The sequence below is a fragment of the Enterococcus sp. DIV1420a genome (genome assembly GCF_051712165.1).
GTDB classification, from domain to species: Bacteria; Bacillota; Bacilli; order Lactobacillales; family Enterococcaceae; genus Enterococcus; species Enterococcus faecalis.
Window position 1 is genome coordinate 1,580,028 of the sequence record NZ_JBIOOI010000001.1, and the last position, 15,944, is coordinate 1,595,971.

General features: G+C 37.3%; 13 protein-coding genes. 9 read left to right on the forward strand and 4 right to left on the reverse strand.

Translation table 11 applies throughout. The annotated features are described in order from the left end of the window. Positions 1–13: 13 nt before the first annotated feature. Both IGI80_RS07990 and IGI80_RS07995 read right to left on the reverse strand, forming a co-directional pair. Positions 14–751, reverse strand: coding sequence for an amino acid ABC transporter ATP-binding protein (locus IGI80_RS07990; RefSeq protein ID WP_002355616.1), 738 nt, complete (start codon positions 749–751; stop codon positions 14–16). A gap of 1 nt (position 752) precedes the next feature. Continuing rightward, positions 753–2,921, reverse strand: a complete 2,169-nt coding sequence (locus tag IGI80_RS07995; protein WP_002355617.1) for an amino acid ABC transporter substrate-binding protein/permease — start codon at positions 2,919–2,921, stop codon at positions 753–755. 278 nt (positions 2,922–3,199) lie between these two features. Here IGI80_RS07995 and uvrB point away from each other — a divergent pair, with 278 nt between their 5' ends. The 8 genes from uvrB to IGI80_RS08035 all read left to right on the forward strand — a co-directional run bounded on the left by uvrB (position 3,200) and on the right by IGI80_RS08035 (position 13,899). Continuing rightward, a complete protein-coding gene (uvrB, locus tag IGI80_RS08000; protein WP_002368045.1) occupies positions 3,200–5,197 on the forward strand; it encodes an excinuclease ABC subunit UvrB in 1,998 nt (665 codons plus the stop codon). 117 nt (positions 5,198–5,314) lie between these two features. Then, positions 5,315–8,134: an excinuclease ABC subunit UvrA gene (gene uvrA, locus IGI80_RS08005; protein ID WP_002361280.1), complete on the forward strand. Its 2,820-nt coding sequence runs from the start codon at positions 5,315–5,317 to the stop codon at positions 8,132–8,134. A 165-nt stretch (positions 8,135–8,299) separates the two neighbouring features. Next, positions 8,300–9,094, forward strand: coding sequence for a YusW family protein (locus tag IGI80_RS08010; RefSeq protein ID WP_002366200.1), 795 nt, complete (start codon positions 8,300–8,302; stop codon positions 9,092–9,094). A 165-nt stretch (positions 9,095–9,259) separates the two neighbouring features. Then, positions 9,260–10,147: an RNase adapter RapZ gene (gene rapZ / locus IGI80_RS08015; RefSeq protein WP_002355625.1), complete on the forward strand. Its 888-nt coding sequence runs from the start codon at positions 9,260–9,262 to the stop codon at positions 10,145–10,147. Beyond that, positions 10,147–11,142, forward strand: coding sequence for a gluconeogenesis factor YvcK family protein (locus IGI80_RS08020; protein ID WP_002355627.1), 996 nt, complete (start codon positions 10,147–10,149; stop codon positions 11,140–11,142). Before rapZ ends, IGI80_RS08020 begins: the two co-directional genes overlap by 1 nt. A gap of 33 nt (positions 11,143–11,175) precedes the next feature. Further along, positions 11,176–12,111 carry a DNA-binding protein WhiA gene (gene whiA, locus IGI80_RS08025; protein ID WP_002358736.1) on the forward strand — a complete coding sequence of 312 codons (936 nt, stop codon included), beginning with the start codon at positions 11,176–11,178 and terminating at the stop codon, positions 12,109–12,111. Positions 12,112–12,343: 232 nt separating this feature from the next. Beyond that, positions 12,344–13,267, forward strand: coding sequence for a DUF7916 family protein (locus IGI80_RS08030; protein ID WP_438723203.1), 924 nt, complete (start codon positions 12,344–12,346; stop codon positions 13,265–13,267). A gap of 113 nt (positions 13,268–13,380) precedes the next feature. Next, positions 13,381–13,899: a DsbA family protein gene (locus tag IGI80_RS08035; protein WP_002361283.1), complete on the forward strand. Its 519-nt coding sequence runs from the start codon at positions 13,381–13,383 to the stop codon at positions 13,897–13,899. Positions 13,900–13,943: 44 nt separating this feature from the next. Here IGI80_RS08035 and clpP read toward each other — a convergent pair whose 3' ends face one another. After that, complete coding sequence (clpP, locus tag IGI80_RS08040) at positions 13,944–14,537, reverse strand: ATP-dependent Clp endopeptidase proteolytic subunit ClpP (RefSeq protein WP_002355633.1); 594 nt, start codon at positions 14,535–14,537, stop codon at positions 13,944–13,946. A 195-nt stretch (positions 14,538–14,732) separates the two neighbouring features. Here clpP and IGI80_RS08045 point away from each other — a divergent pair, with 195 nt between their 5' ends. Beyond that, positions 14,733–15,251, forward strand: a complete 519-nt coding sequence (locus IGI80_RS08045; RefSeq protein ID WP_002355635.1) for a hypothetical protein — start codon at positions 14,733–14,735, stop codon at positions 15,249–15,251. Positions 15,252–15,270: 19 nt separating this feature from the next. On the opposite strand, the gene IGI80_RS08050 is transcribed toward IGI80_RS08045, so the two are convergent. After that, the gene (locus tag IGI80_RS08050; RefSeq protein ID WP_002386155.1) at positions 15,271–15,675 is read right to left on the reverse strand and encodes a DUF1622 domain-containing protein; all 405 of its coding nucleotides are present in this window, start codon (positions 15,673–15,675) and stop codon (positions 15,271–15,273) included. Between the last annotated feature and the right edge of the window lie 269 nt (positions 15,676–15,944).

The following is a 15,944-nucleotide window of genomic DNA, read 5'->3' on the forward strand; positions in this document are numbered from 1 at the left end:
CAAGTGCTTTTGTTTAAATATTTAATACTTTATCTAAGAAATCTTTTGTTCGAGGGTTTTGAGGATTTTCAAAGACTTGCTCTGGCGAACCATCTTCTAGGAAGTTACCGCCATCAATGAACATTACTCGATTAGCCACTTCTTTTGCAAAGCCCATTTCGTGAGTAACGATGACCATTGTCATTCCTTGTTTTGCTAAATCTTTCATTACACCAAGAACATCGCCAACCATTTCTGGATCAAGAGCTGATGTTGGCTCATCGAAAAGCATAATATCAGGATTCATCGCTAACGCACGTGCAATTGCGACACGTTGTTTTTGACCACCAGATAAAGAATCTGGATAGGCATCTTTTTTATCTGCCAACCCAACACGTTCTAAAAGTTCTAACGCTTTTTTCTCCGCTTCGTCTTTTGATAAGCGACCTAAATCGGTTGGTGCTAAAACAATGTTTTCTAAAATAGATAAATGTGGAAACAAATTGAAATGTTGGAAAACCATGCCGATATGTTGACGGACTTGGTTGATGTCCGTATTTTTATCTGTCAAGTTCGCACCATCAATAATAATGTCTCCGCTAGAAGCTTCTTCTAATTGATTCAAGCAACGTAAAAAAGTACTTTTACCAGAACCAGAAGGACCGATGACGCAGACTACGTCGCCTTCGTTAATAGAAACATTAATGTCGTTTAAGACCGTGTTGTCACCATATTTTTTTACTAAATGTTCAACTAAGATTTTTTCAGTCATATTAGTTCACCTTCTTTTCAAGGTTTTTCGCTAATTTAGTTAAGCTAGTAATTAAAATTAAGTAGATTAACGCAATAACGAAGTAAACCATTGTACTTTGTAATGTCCGAGCAACAATAATTTTTCCTGTTTGTAGTAGTTCGATTAAGCCAATTGCTGAAAGGATAGTTGTATCTTTCAATGAAATAACAAATTGGTTAATGAATGAAGGAATCATAATGCGAATCGCTTGTGGTAAAATAATTTTTTGCATTGTCCGATTATAGGAAAGACCTAAACTTCTTGAAGCTTCCATTTGGCCAACTGGAACAGCTTTGATTCCGCCGCGCACAATTTCAGAAATATAGGCACTGGCATTTAAAGTTAATGTGATAATCCCAGCAATGAAGACCGGGATATTAAAGCCAAGCACACCAGGTAATCCGAAATAGATGAAGAACGCTAAGACCATTAAAGGAATTCCGCGAATTAAATCAACATAAATGGTTGAAAGTACACGTAATGCTTTGATTGGTGAAACGCTGAATAGCCCAAAAATAACGCCGACAATTAAAGCAAGTACGAAGGAAATCAACGTTAATAGAATCGTCATCCATAAACCGTGTAACAATTGTTTCCAGTTGTTTTGCATGAAGCCAACAAACGTAGATTCGTCAGCTGTTTCTTCTTTGGCTTCGTTGCCATCTTTCACGTAAGTGCCGATAATTTTATCGTATTCACCTGTACGTTTCATTTCTTTTAAGCCTTCGTTAAACATTTCAAGTAGTTCAGGATTTTGCCCTTTTTTGACAGCAAAACCGTAAGAACCACCTTTTTCACGAGGAATTGGTGTCGCTAGTGGTTGATTTTGTGCAACCCCATAGCCAATGACAGGATAATCATCCATCATGGCATCAACTTCGCCAATTTCTAACGCACTGTATAATGCATCAGTTGTGTCTAAATACTTAATTGAGTAATCATATTTCTTTTTATTTTTTTCTAAGAAATCAGCACTTTCAGTACCAATTTTTACGCCGACTTTTTTGCCTTTTAAATCATCATACGATTTAATTTTGTCATTGCCTTTTTTGACCGCAATTTGAATACCGCTATCAAAGTAAGGAACAGAGAAGTCGAAGGCTTTTTTACGATCATCCGTAATCGTCATGCCTGCAACCATCCCATCTGCTTGACCAGATTCAACAGCTTGGACAGCAGAACTAAAACCAATAAATTTAAATTCAACAGTAAAACCTTGCAATTCAGCTGCACGTTTGACTAAATCTACATCAATTCCGACATAATCACCTTGGGCATTTTGAAACTCAAACGGAGCAAACGTAGAATCACTAGCAATCACATATTTCTCTTTTTTAGGAGTGATTTTTTTCATCTGTTCGCCAGCGTCTTGTGTGTTTGTTTCATCACCTGTCGCTAAGTAGTTGTTTAAAATTTTATCATAAGTACCATTGTCTTTAAGATTTTTCAAACCAGCGTTGAACTTTTTGATTAATTCAGGGTTTTGCCCTTTTTTCACTGCGAAACCATAAGAACTGCCTGTTTCTTTATCGCCAACTAATTGTAATTTTTGGCCATTTTTCACTGCGTAGCCCAATACAGGATAATCATCAACGATTGCATCCGCTTCACCGTTTTCTAAGGCTTTATAAAGACCCGTTGCATCGTCAAAATTTTTGATGGTGTAGTCATATTTCTCTTTATTTTTTTCAAGGAAATTGGCACTTTCAGTTCCAACTTTAGCCGCAACCGTTTTGCCTTTTAAATCATCATATGATTTAATTTTGTCGTTTCCTTTTTTAACCGCTAATTGTAAACCGCTATCGAAGTATGGATCTGAAAAATCAAAGGATTTTTTTCGCTCATCCGTAATACTCATTCCAGCAATCATGCCATCAATTTGTTTAGATTGAATCGCTTGGACTGCACTATCGAAGCCTAATGGTTTTAAATCCACTTCAAAACCTTGATCTTTGGCAATCGCATCTAATAAATCAACGTCAATACCAATGTATTTTCCTTTTGAGTCTTGGAATTCAAAAGGGGCGAATGTTAAATCCGTTCCAATTGTATATTTCTTTCCTTCTGCATGTGCTGAAGTGCCACTAATGAATGTTAGCAGAGTTACCATCATCACAAAGAAAGAAAGTAAAAAGTGTTTCCTTTTCATAAAATACCTCCTAGTTTTGCATATTGAACAATTATATAGTAAGAAATAGGAAGCTGACAAGTATTTGAACGCTAAAAAGAGAAAAAAACTCTAATTTCCTTACATTGCATGTTATAAAATGTGACATAGAAATTAAGAACAAAAGATTAAGATCAGTTGAAGTCCGAAACAGCAAAAGTGGCGAAAATATGTTCGGTATGTTAAACTAATAAGTGGACATTCTGCCAGAATGGGCCGATAATTTAAGAGAAATTAGACACTTTGAGGGGGAGTTATAAATGATCGAAAGAGAAACTTCCAATACCTTTCATTTGGCTTCTAAATATGAGCCTGCCGGAGATCAGCCAGCCGCTATTGCTGAACTAGTTGACGGTGTCAAAGGTGGAGAAAAAGCTCAAATTTTACTTGGAGCGACCGGAACAGGTAAAACATTTACAATCTCTAATGTGATTCAAGAAGTGAACAAACCAACATTAGTGATTGCACATAATAAAACACTAGCTGGACAATTATACGGGGAATTTAAAGAATTTTTCCCAGATAATGCGGTCGAGTATTTTGTCAGTTACTATGATTATTATCAACCAGAAGCATATGTACCCTCAAGTGATACATATATTGAAAAAGATTCCAGTATTAATGATGAAATTGATAAACTACGCCATTCAGCGACAAGTTCTTTATTGGAACGAAACGATGTCATCGTGGTAGCATCAGTTTCTTGTATTTTTGGTTTAGGGGATCCGCGGGAATACAGTCAACAAGTTGTTTCATTACGTGTGGGAATGGAAATGGATCGTAATGAGTTACTAAAAAGCTTAGTCGATATTCAATTCGAACGAAATGATATTGATTTTCAACGGGGGCGTTTTCGTGTCCGCGGTGATGTGGTTGAGATATTCCCAGCTTCACGGGATGAGCATGCGCTACGTGTTGAATTTTTCGGAGACGAAATTGATCGAATTCGTGAAGTAGATGCGTTAACTGGTGAAATTGTCGGCGAAACAGAGCATGTCGCTATTTTTCCGGCAACACACTTCGTGACGAACGAAGAACATATGGAACACGCCATATCGCAGATCCAAGAAGAATTAGAGGCACGTTTGAAAGTGCTTCGCAGTGAAAACAAATTATTGGAAGCCCAACGTTTGGAACAGCGAACTAACTATGATATTGAGATGATGAGAGAGATGGGCTATACGTCAGGGATTGAGAATTACTCTCGACATATGGACGGTCGCCAAGAGGGAGAGCCGCCGTATACGCTGTTGGACTTTTTCCCAGATGACTTCTTACTTGTAATTGATGAGTCTCATGTAACAATGCCGCAAATTAGAGGAATGTATAATGGCGACCGAGCACGGAAACAAATGTTAGTGGACTATGGTTTCCGTTTACCAAGTGCACTTGATAACCGACCGCTTCGTTTAGAAGAATTTGAACAACATGTAAACCAAATTGTTTATGTATCGGCAACACCAGGCCCTTATGAAATGGAACAAACAGAGACTGTTGTTCAACAAATCATTCGACCAACAGGTTTACTAGATCCAGAAGTAGAAATCCGCCCAATTATGGGTCAAATTGATGACTTGGTGGGCGAAATTAATGAACGGATCGAAAAAGATCAGCGGGTGTTTGTCACAACCTTAACGAAGAAAATGGCCGAAGATTTAACCGACTATTTCAAAGAATTAGGCTTAAAAGTTAAATATTTGCATAGTGATATAAAAACACTGGAAAGAACGGAGATTATTCGCGATTTACGATTAGGCGAATTTGATATTCTAATTGGTATTAACTTATTACGTGAAGGAATCGATGTGCCAGAAGTTTCCTTAATTGCGATTCTAGATGCGGATAAAGAAGGCTTCTTACGTAGTGAACGCTCGTTAGTGCAAACGATGGGACGGGCTGCCCGGAACGCCGAAGGAAAAGTCATTATGTATGCAGATAAAATCACCGATTCGATGCAACGAGCTATGGATGAAACGGCACGACGTCGGGCAATCCAAGAAGCATATAATGAAGAACATGGCATTGAACCAAAAACAATTATTAAAGAAATTCGTGATTTGATTTCTATTTCCAAAACAGCTGATAAAGATGAAACAGTGGTTCAATTGGATAAATCATATGAAGATTTATCAAGACAAGAAAAAGCTGATTTATTAATGAAACTTGAAAGAGAAATGAAAGATGCGGCCAAAGCGTTAGACTTCGAAACTGCAGCCACATTACGAGATACCATTCTTGAATTGAAAGCTGCCAAATAAGTCAACCAACGGATTAAGTAAAAGATACGATGAACCATCGTATCTTTTACTAATCTTTTCTCTATAGAATGACTTGAAATGATTTGACGTAAGAGATTTAGTAAAAGGAGAACATATATGGCAAATGATAAAATTGTGATTCATGGTGCACGCGCCCATAACTTAAAAAATATTGATGTCACGATTCCTCGTGACAAAATGGTTGTTGTAACTGGACTATCTGGTTCTGGCAAAAGTTCATTAGCGTTTGATACGCTTTACGCAGAAGGGCAACGACGTTATGTAGAGAGTCTCTCTGCTTATGCGCGACAATTTTTGGGACAGATGGATAAACCAGATGTTGACAGCATCGATGGTTTAAGTCCAGCTATTTCAATTGATCAAAAGACGACAAGTAAAAACCCACGCTCAACGGTGGGGACGGTCACAGAAATCAATGATTATTTACGATTGTTATTTGCTCGGGTAGGTCATCCAATTTGTCCTAACGATCATATTGAAATTACCAGTCAGTCTGTTGAACAGATGGTTGATAAAGTCTTAGAGCTACCAGAGCGAACAAAAATTCAAATTTTGGCCCCTGTTGTGGTCAAGAAAAAAGGCCAACATAAAAAAGTGTTTGAAATGATCCAACGTGAAGGGTATGTCAGAATGCGGGTGGATGGTGAAACCTATGATGTTAGTGAGGCACCAGAACTTGAAAAAAATAAAAAACATGATATTGCGATTGTGATTGACCGTATCGTTGTGAAAGAAGGCATTCGCTCTCGCTTGTTTGATTCGTTTGAAGCGGCTTTGCGTTTAGCTGAAGGTTACGCAATTGTTGATGTGATTGGTCAAGAAGAAATGTTGTTTAGTGAACATTATGCTTGTCCTTATTGTGGGTTCACAGTCGGTGAATTGGAACCGCGCTTGTTTTCATTTAATGCACCATTTGGCGCTTGTCCCGATTGTGATGGTTTAGGTGTTAAATTAGAAGTGGACAAAGACTTAGTGATTCCAGATCCCACTAAAACCTTGAGAGAAGGGGCCATTGTTCCGTGGAACCCTATTAGTTCCCAATATTATCCACAAATGTTGGAGCAAGCAGCCACCAGTTTTGGGATTGATATGGATACGCCGTTTGAAGAATTACCTGCAGACCAACAAGAAATTATTTTAAATGGTTCTGGCGAGAAAAACTTTCATTTTCATTATGAAAATGACTTTGGTGGTGTTCGTGATGTGGAAGTGCCATTTGAAGGGATTTTAAAAAATATTAAACGACGTTATCATGAAACGAATAGCGATTTTACACGAGATCAAATGCGGTTATACATGACAGAATTGACTTGTCGAAGCTGTCAAGGGTATCGTTTGAATCCGCAAGCTTTAGCTGTAAAAATCAATGGCACGCACATTGGTGAAGTCAGTGAATTAGCAATAAAAAATGCGGTCCAATTTTTTGAAGGTGTGTCTTTATCTGAACAAGAAACAACGATTGCTCGGCCAATTTTAAAAGAAGTCGAAGATCGGTTAACCTTCTTAAAAAATGTTGGGTTAGATTACTTAACCTTAAGTCGAGCTGCTGGTACACTTTCTGGCGGAGAAGCACAAAGAATTCGCTTAGCAACACAAATTGGATCAAACTTATCAGGCGTTCTTTACATTTTAGATGAACCATCAATTGGTTTGCATCAACGAGATAACGACCGCTTGATTGACTCATTGAAAAAAATGCGGGACTTAGGCAATACATTAATTGTGGTGGAACATGATGAAGATACAATGATGGCTTCGGATTACTTGATTGATGTGGGACCTGGCGCTGGACATCTGGGCGGTGAAATTGTAGCCGCTGGTACGCCGGAAGAGGTTGCTAAAAATCCGCATTCATTGACTGGACAATATCTTTCTGGGAAAAAAGTGATTCCTGTGCCAAAAGAACGTCGCAAAGGCAATGGCAAAGCGATCAAAGTCACTGGTGCCAGTGAAAATAATTTAAAAAATGTCAGTGTTGAATTTCCGCTGGGTGAATTTGTTGCTGTCACAGGCGTTTCAGGTTCAGGGAAAAGTACTTTAGTCAATCAAATTTTAAAAAAAGCGCTGGCCCAAAAATTAAATCGTAATTCCAATAAACCTGGGAAACACAAAAGCATCACTGGTTATGAAGCCATTGAAAAGATTGTTGACATTGACCAAAGTCCAATTGGTCGAACACCAAGAAGTAATCCAGCGACTTATACTAGTGTTTTTGATGACATTCGCGATTTGTTTGCCCAAACAAATGAAGCCAAGGTTCGTGGCTATAAAAAAGGTCGCTTTAGTTTTAACGTCAAAGGTGGCCGTTGTGAAGCTTGTCGCGGGGATGGTATCATCAAAATTGAAATGCACTTTTTACCTGACGTCTATGTGCCTTGCGAAGTTTGTCATGGCAAACGTTATAATTCTGAGACGTTAGAAGTTCATTATAAAGGCAAAAACATTTCTGATATTTTAGATATGACGGTGGAAGATGCCGTAGAATTTTTCAAACATATCCCTAAAATTCATCGTAAATTGCAAACAATTGTGGATGTAGGCTTAGGCTATGTGACATTGGGGCAGCCAGCAACTACTTTATCTGGTGGAGAAGCACAGCGGATGAAGCTAGCGAGTGAACTTCATAAAAATTCTAATGGAAAAAACTTTTATATTCTGGATGAACCAACAACAGGCTTGCATACCGATGATATTGCGCGGTTGCTTCTAGTATTAGAGCGTTTAGTGGAAGCGGGCAATACCGTTTTAGTGATTGAACATAACTTGGATGTCATCAAATCTGCGGATCATGTGATTGATCTAGGGCCAGAAGGTGGCGACGGTGGTGGGACGATCGTGGCGACAGGAACACCAGAAGAAGTTGCTAAAGTCAAAGACAGTTACACAGGATATTATTTAAAACGTGTTCTGAAATAAACATTAATGATTAGATAAAGAACCTTGTTTTTATGGGAAACAAGGTTCTTTTATTATAAAATAACAAATATTTTTTAATTAAAATTAAATGTTGACTTAATGTGTAATTAAAAGATATACTATGTTTGTTAACAAAATAACAATGAACACGAAGGGAAGTCTTAAATGAAAAACAAAAAAATAACAACAAGTTTATTAACAGCAGGAATGGTCTTAGCTATCGGAATCACACCTTTTGTACATAGTAACACAATGGAAGCAGCAACTTTAATTTCACAATCAGACCATGAAAAAGTAATGAGCTTTACCAAGAAAGACTTAAAAGAAGCAACGGGCATTCAATTGGAGCCGGCGACAGTACAAGCCGTTCATCAGGAATTAAAGCAACAAATCACCTGGGAAACATTAGGCTATTCCACAATTGATGCGCAAAATATTGCGACACGTTTTACACAAAATACATATCAGGCTCTGGGGATTTTAACAGATATCGCCAACCATTCAGACCTTCAATTGAAAGTCATTACCATTAATAATCCCTATCTAGCAACAGCTAAAATTGGTACCTTTAAGTGGGAAACTGTAACTCCTGAAGTTGGTGGGGACCATGAAACAGCAGACAATGAACTAACCACACCGACACCGACTGTTGCCAGTCTTCAAGAGATTGACGTAGAAATTGAATACGACGAAAATGAAATTGAGTTCACCTATGAAATAAAATCGAACGGAACAATTGAAGCAACGTATGAAGATGAATCTGCTGATTTAGAATTAGAAGGTAAGGCAGCACAAGACAAAATCATGACTCTTTTAGATGGATTGTCAATCAAAACAGCTACAAATGAACAAATTAAAGAACACATTACGAAAAAGTTAGCCGTGAATGAACAAGTAAAACAATTTGAGTTTGAAGCTAATTTTACTGATAAAACAGAAATTGAGTTTGTATTAAAATAACACACAGTTATACAATATAATTCAGCAATTAAAACAGCGTTGACAAAAATGTCAATGCTGTTTTTCTATGAAAGAATAGAAATCTTTATAAGAATGATTGAAAAGCTTTCTTTGATACGCCCGGGGTGTTATAATATAGTGATGCAAGTGAAGGGAGTGTTGAATATGCCAGAAAATTTACAACTGGTTATTATTACAGGAATGAGTGGCGCTGGAAAAACAGTCGCTGTTCAAAGCTTTGAAGACATGGGCTATTTCTGTATCGACAATTTACCACCAAGCTTAATCCCAAAATTTTGGGAATTAATTAAAGAATCTGGAAAAGTTACCAAGATTGCGTTAGTGATCGATTTACGTTCACGGACCTTCTTTAGAGAAATTCAGGATATGTTAGTCGAACTTGAAAATACTAATTTTATTGATACAACGATTTTATTTTTAGATGCCACCGATGAAGAGTTGGTTTCTCGTTATAAAGAGACACGGCGTGCGCATCCAATGGCGATGGATGGTTTAGTGACAGAAGGTATTCGTAAAGAACGTGCAATGCTGGAAGAAATCAAGGCGGATGCTCAGTTGGTCATTGACACTACGGACTTGTCCCCTCGTCAATTGCGGGAACGTTTGAATAAAGAACTAGCAACGAGAGAGACACACGAATTTCGAGTGGAAATGGTGTCCTTCGGCTTTAAATATGGCTTGCCGATTGATGCAGATATCGTCATGGATGTTCGCTTTTTACCTAATCCCCATTATATTGATGAACTACGGCCGTTAACTGGAATGGATCAACCTGTTTATGATTATGTGATGGGCTTCCCAGAAACAGATGAATTTTATACCAAATTTATCGATTTACTGCGAACAGTCTTACCTGGATATAAAAAAGAAGGTAAAAGTAGCGTCACCATTGCAATTGGCTGTACTGGCGGACAACATCGCTCTGTTGCATTGACAGAACGTGTTGGCGCTGAATTAAAAGAGGAAGATTACCATGTAAATATTACCCACCGCGACCGCTTAAAAAGAAAAGAAACGGTTAATCGCTCTTAATGAAAACCTATCGAATTCGTAAACCGAAGATTGTGGTTGTTGGTGGTGGAACAGGCTTGCCAGTAATTTTAAAAAGTTTAAGAAATCAAAGTGTTGATATTACTGCCGTCGTAACGGTCGCTGATGATGGCGGTAGTAGTGGCGAGCTTCGTTCCTCTATTAATAACATGACACCTCCGGGAGATTTAAGAAATGTTTTAGTTGCATTGTCAGATATGCCACAATTATATGAAGATATTTTTCAATATCGTTTTGATAAATCAGATAGTCATTTTGCCAATCATGCAATCGGTAATTTAATCATTGCTGCTGTCTCAGAAATGAGAGGAAGCACGTATGAAGCGATTCAATTGCTTTCAAAAATGATGCATGTTGATGGACGGATTTATCCATCATCAGAACGGCCATTAACGTTACATGCCGTATTTAAAGATGGCTCAGTGGCGGTGGGAGAATCAAAAATTGCACTGGATCGCAAGACAATTGACCATGTGTTTGTAACAAATACACACGGAGAAGAACAGCCAAGAGCTGCGCGCAAAGTCGTCAAAGCAATTGAAGAAGCAGACATGGTCGTGTTAGGACCAGGGAGTCTTTTTACAAGTATTTTACCTAATTTAGTTATTACAGAAATTGGTGAAGCCATCAAACAAACAGCTGCGGAAGTAGTCTATATTTGTAACATCATGACCCAAAAAGGGGAAACGGAACATTTTACGGATGCAGATCATGTTCGTGTCTTAAACGAACATCTACAAGCGCAGTTTGTTGATACAGTGCTGGTTAATACAGAAAAAGTACCAGAAAATTACATGGATCCTGAAATTTATGATGAATATTTGGTTCAAGTAAAGCATGATTTTCAAGGATTACGTGAAGAAGGATGCCGAGTCATTTCGACAGACTTTTTAGAATTAAGAGATGGCGGAGTTTTTCATGATGGGGAAAAAGTTGTTGAAGAACTTTTCCGTATCGTATTTGGAACGAAATATTAATTAATCAAAAGAATCAAGAGAGGAGGAGCTTAGATGTCTTTTGCCTCGGATGTCAAAAAAGAGTTAACTGGTTTAGAAGTCCATCGAGAACACGCGAAAGCAGAATTAGCAGCATTAATTCGGATGAACGGCTCACTTAGCTTAGTTAATCAACAGTTTGTCTTGAATGTACAAACGGAAAATGCTGCAATTGCTCGTCGAATGTATTCATTGCTGAAAGATCATTACCATGCACAAGCAGAATTATTAGTTCGTAAAAAAATGAAACTAAAGAAAAATAATGTTTACATTGTGCGTCTAAAACAAGATACACAAAAAATTCTAGCTGATTTGGATATTATGGATGGGGTCGTTTTTAATGGCAATGTGTCAAATGAAATCATGGGTAACGCGCAAAAAATGCGTTCCTATTTACGCGGGGCCTTTATGGCTTCTGGCTCAGTTAATAATCCGGAAACAAGTCGCTATCATTTAGAAATTTTTTCAATTTATGAAGAACACAATAATGATATTTGTAAGATGTTGAATTACTATGACTTAAACGCTCGAACATTGGGACGCCGAAATGGGTATATTTGTTATTTAAAAGGTGCTGAAAAAATTGCCGACTTTTTAACATTAATTGGTGCCACGAACTCTATGTTGAAATTTGAAGATGTCCGGATTGTCCGTGATATGCGGAATTCAGTAAATCGTTTAGTGAATTGCGAAACAGCGAATTTAAATAAAACCATTGATGCGGCTTCAAAACAAATTGAAAATATTCAATTTATTGAAAGTACAGTAGGGCTGACGTCATTACCGGAGAAACTTCAGGAAATCGCAGAATTACGGTTAGAGTATCCGGAAGTTAGTCTCAAAGAACTAGGGGAAATGATTCCTTCAGGAGCTATTTCTAAGTCAGGTATTAATCATCGTATTCGCAAAATTAATGAATTTGCAGAAAAATTACGAGAAAAAAGTGCGTAATTGTTCTGCTCCAGAAGTGAAGAATAACATTTCCGTTTGAAGTGCTATCCTTCACTTTTTCTTTAAGCGTGTAAAAAAAATAAAGTGTGCAAAAAGTGTGTAGTACTGAAATGTAGTGTTTACCTGTGGTTTAAAGAAACGACGTTGGCACGAATGTTGCATGTAATAAAATGCAAGCGATTACTTATTGCTGTTTTTAACTAAAACATTAAAAACTATTGGAGGGGTCAAAATGGTTCAACGATTAATTAGTGCAAATGCATCAGAAATCAAACGGATGTCAAAAGAAGAGCTGTTTCAGAGTATTAAAGCGAGCGAAGGGCGCGTAATTTTATCGGAAAATGTGGTAGTTCATCCATCCGTAGCAGGTGATATCACTTGTGCGGAAATGTCAAAAGCATATGGCGCAGACATGATTTTATTGAATGTTTTCGATGTTAATAAACCGATTGTAGTAGCCGCTTATGAAGGGCAATATACTGCGGAAACATGTGTCCCTAATGATGAGGTTGTTCATCGTTTGAAAGAACTAGTCGGTTTACCGATTGGCATGAATGTCGAACCTGTTGATGAAAATTTAAACTTAGCTTCAACGAGAGTTTCGATCGAACCAGGTAGAAAAGCATCAGCAGCTACTTTCAAAAAAGCCAATGAACTGGGTTTGGATTTTATCTTATTGACAGGTAATCCAGGAACTGGCGTGACCAACGACTTGATTGCTAAGAACGTGGCCTTAGCCAAAAAACATTTTGATGGCATCATTATTGCCGGAAAATTGCACAGTTCAGGCGTAGATGAACCAGTGGTCAGTTTAAAATCAGCTGACCAATTTATTGAAGCGGGCGCTGATATTGTCTTAGTCCCAGCAGTCGGCACGGTTTGGGGCATCGATGATCAACAAGTCAAAGAAGTTGTGGATTTTGCACATTCAAAAGGAAAATTAGTTATGAGTGCCATTGGAACTTCACAAGAAAGTGCTCAACCTGAAGTTATCCAAGCAATCGGCATTAGAAATAAAATTTTAGGCGTAGATATTCAACATATTGGCGATGCCAATATGGGCTTAGTTGGTATTGAAAATATTAAAGAGCTTTCTGATGCGATACGTGGGAAAAGACATACTGTTGCTAGAATGGCTCGTTCGATTAATCGTTAAAAAAGTGAACAGAGGCACGAATTCAGAAAATTTGAATTCGTGTCTTATGATTTTTTTATTGAAAAACGGTATACTAAAAGAGAAATAAAGGTTTGAAAGGATGAGGTTTTTTTATGGATATTTCAGTAATTGATGCAACAAAAGTTAACACAGAAACAGGGCTTCACATTGGTGAGAGCAATGCCCCTGTCAAAATGATAGAATTTATCAATGTTCGCTGTCCTTATTGCAGAAAATGGTTTGAAGAGTCTGAGGAACTGTTAGCACAATCTGTCAAAAGTGGTAAAGTTGAACGTATCATTAAGTTGTTTGATAAAGAAAAAGAAAGTTTACAACGCGGCAATGTGATGCATCACTACATTGACTATTCAGCGCCTGAACAAGCACTGTCAGCATTGCATAAAATGTTTGCTACGCAAGATGAATGGGGAAACTTAACCTTAGAAGAAGTAGCGACGTATGCTGAAAAAAATCTGGGCTTAAAAGAACAAAAAGATGCAACGCTTGTTTCCGCAGTGATTGCTGAAGCCAATGCGGCGCACATTCAATTTGTACCAACGATCATCATTGGTGAGCATATCTTTGACGAAAGTGTCACTGAAGAAGAATTACGTGGATACATTGAAAAATAAAAAAAATGGAAACAGCGACTGTCGCTGTTTCCATTTTTTTATTTTTAATTTAAGGCGCTACTATTTTCCATTACTTCATCGATTAAACCATATTCTTTTGCTTGTTCGGCAGTCATATAGTTATCACGATCGGTATCACGTTCAATCACTTCAATTGGTTGGCCAGTTCGTTCAGCTAAAATTGAATTTAAACGTTGACGAGTGTCTAAAATGTGACGAGCAGCAATTTCAATTTCTGTTGCTTGCCCTTGAGCGCCACCAAGTGGTTGGTGAATCATGATTTCCGCATTTGGTAAAGCGAAACGTTTGCCTTTTTGACCAGCTGTTAATAAGAAGCTACCCATTGAAGCTGCCATTCCTAATACGATAGTTTGGACATCCGCTTTAACGAAATTCATGGTATCGAAAATCGCTAAACCTGCAGAAACGCTACCACCAGGAGAGTTAATGTACAAGTAAATGTCTTTTTCTGAATCTTGGGCATCTAAGAATAATAACTGTGCAATCACTGAGTTTGCCACGTTATCATCGATAGGGCCGCTTAGCATAATGATGCGGTCTTTTAATAAACGAGAGTAAATGTCATAAGCACGTTCACCGCGAGATGATTGTTCAATAACTGTTGGAATTAAATTCATAAGTAAATCCTCCTATATAAAGAAACTTTTAAAGTCATTCTATCACAAAGCACTTTGAATGCCTATGAAAAGTATACCTCTTTGGTCAATAAAGGTCAACGAAGTCGCTTGAAAAATTTTGTGTCATTTTTTATCCGAAACTTTTGGATTATGTTATACTAAAATGGAAAATTAGAAAAGAGCGAGGGGAAAAATATGTTTGTTTTTATCGCCGGAATGGTCGGTGTAATCGTCGGTGCGCTAATAGTCACAGCAAGTGCCGCCTTACATTCATCTTACAAAGAGCGAAAAGAAGTACGTTATCGTGAACTAGAACATTTGGTTAAAGAAATTGAATCATTGAATTTATTAAATAAAAAAGTCAAAGAAATTTTACAAAAGCGTGAATTATATATAGACAGATCAATTGAATACTTATCGATGGATGATTGTTTCATCAGCATCGATGATTTTATTTATTTGGAATCATTTTCTGCTCAAAATAATTTTTACTTACCGACGTACTTAATTGAAGAATTTTTCAAAAAAATTGCGCATCGTAAAGTCATTTTGACGGCCAGCGAAGTTGCTGAAATGGGTGGTCACACCTATAAAGGCGGCCGTGTTATTTTGGAAAATTTTTCAGACGAGATTTTAGCAATTATTGAAGATAAAAAACGTAAAATGCAGCGTTTGTCTAACGAACCACTTCATTATTTTAAAGCGATTAAATAAAAAAGAACCAGCGTACCCGCTAATTTTTTTGGGTATCTGGTTCTTTTTCTTGTTGTTCCATATCGGTCATAGTGTCTTCAATTTCTTTATGTAAGAAATAAGAAATAACTGTACGGATGATCACCAAGGTTGCCAATTTCAAAATATCTTGAAAAGTTGGTTTGACAATGGATTCAATAATATCAGCAGCAATTAAAATTTCTAAACTTAACAGAATGTAGCTACCAAGGAAGTTTTTGATGAACGTATTCATTTTGGTTAAGGTAAAGCGGCTTTGATTTTGTCGTTCACTTTTAATGAAATCTTTTCCTGCTAAACAAACACCCCAAACTAAAACAATAATCGAAAAAACATTCAGTCCTAAAATACATAGCTCAAAAAGTGGGGTTAAAAGCGTCATTAACTGATGGGGCCACTCATTCATCGTATTCACTCCTACCAAAAAGCCTTTTCTTTAACTATAACGAAACGGCTGACTAACGTCAAATATTGTTGAAATAAACGGGCTAAATTATTCAGCTTATAGAACAAAACTAAGAAATTTATGAATAGCATCTAACAATTAAGTAAAAGGACTGTAAAGGTTCTTTTACTTTTTTTGTGTAAAAAAAGAGTCTTAAAAGGAATCAAGTAGCAAAAAGTAAGTAAAAACCAACTTTGTCAGTGGATAGTCTTTTCATTAATTTTTAAAAG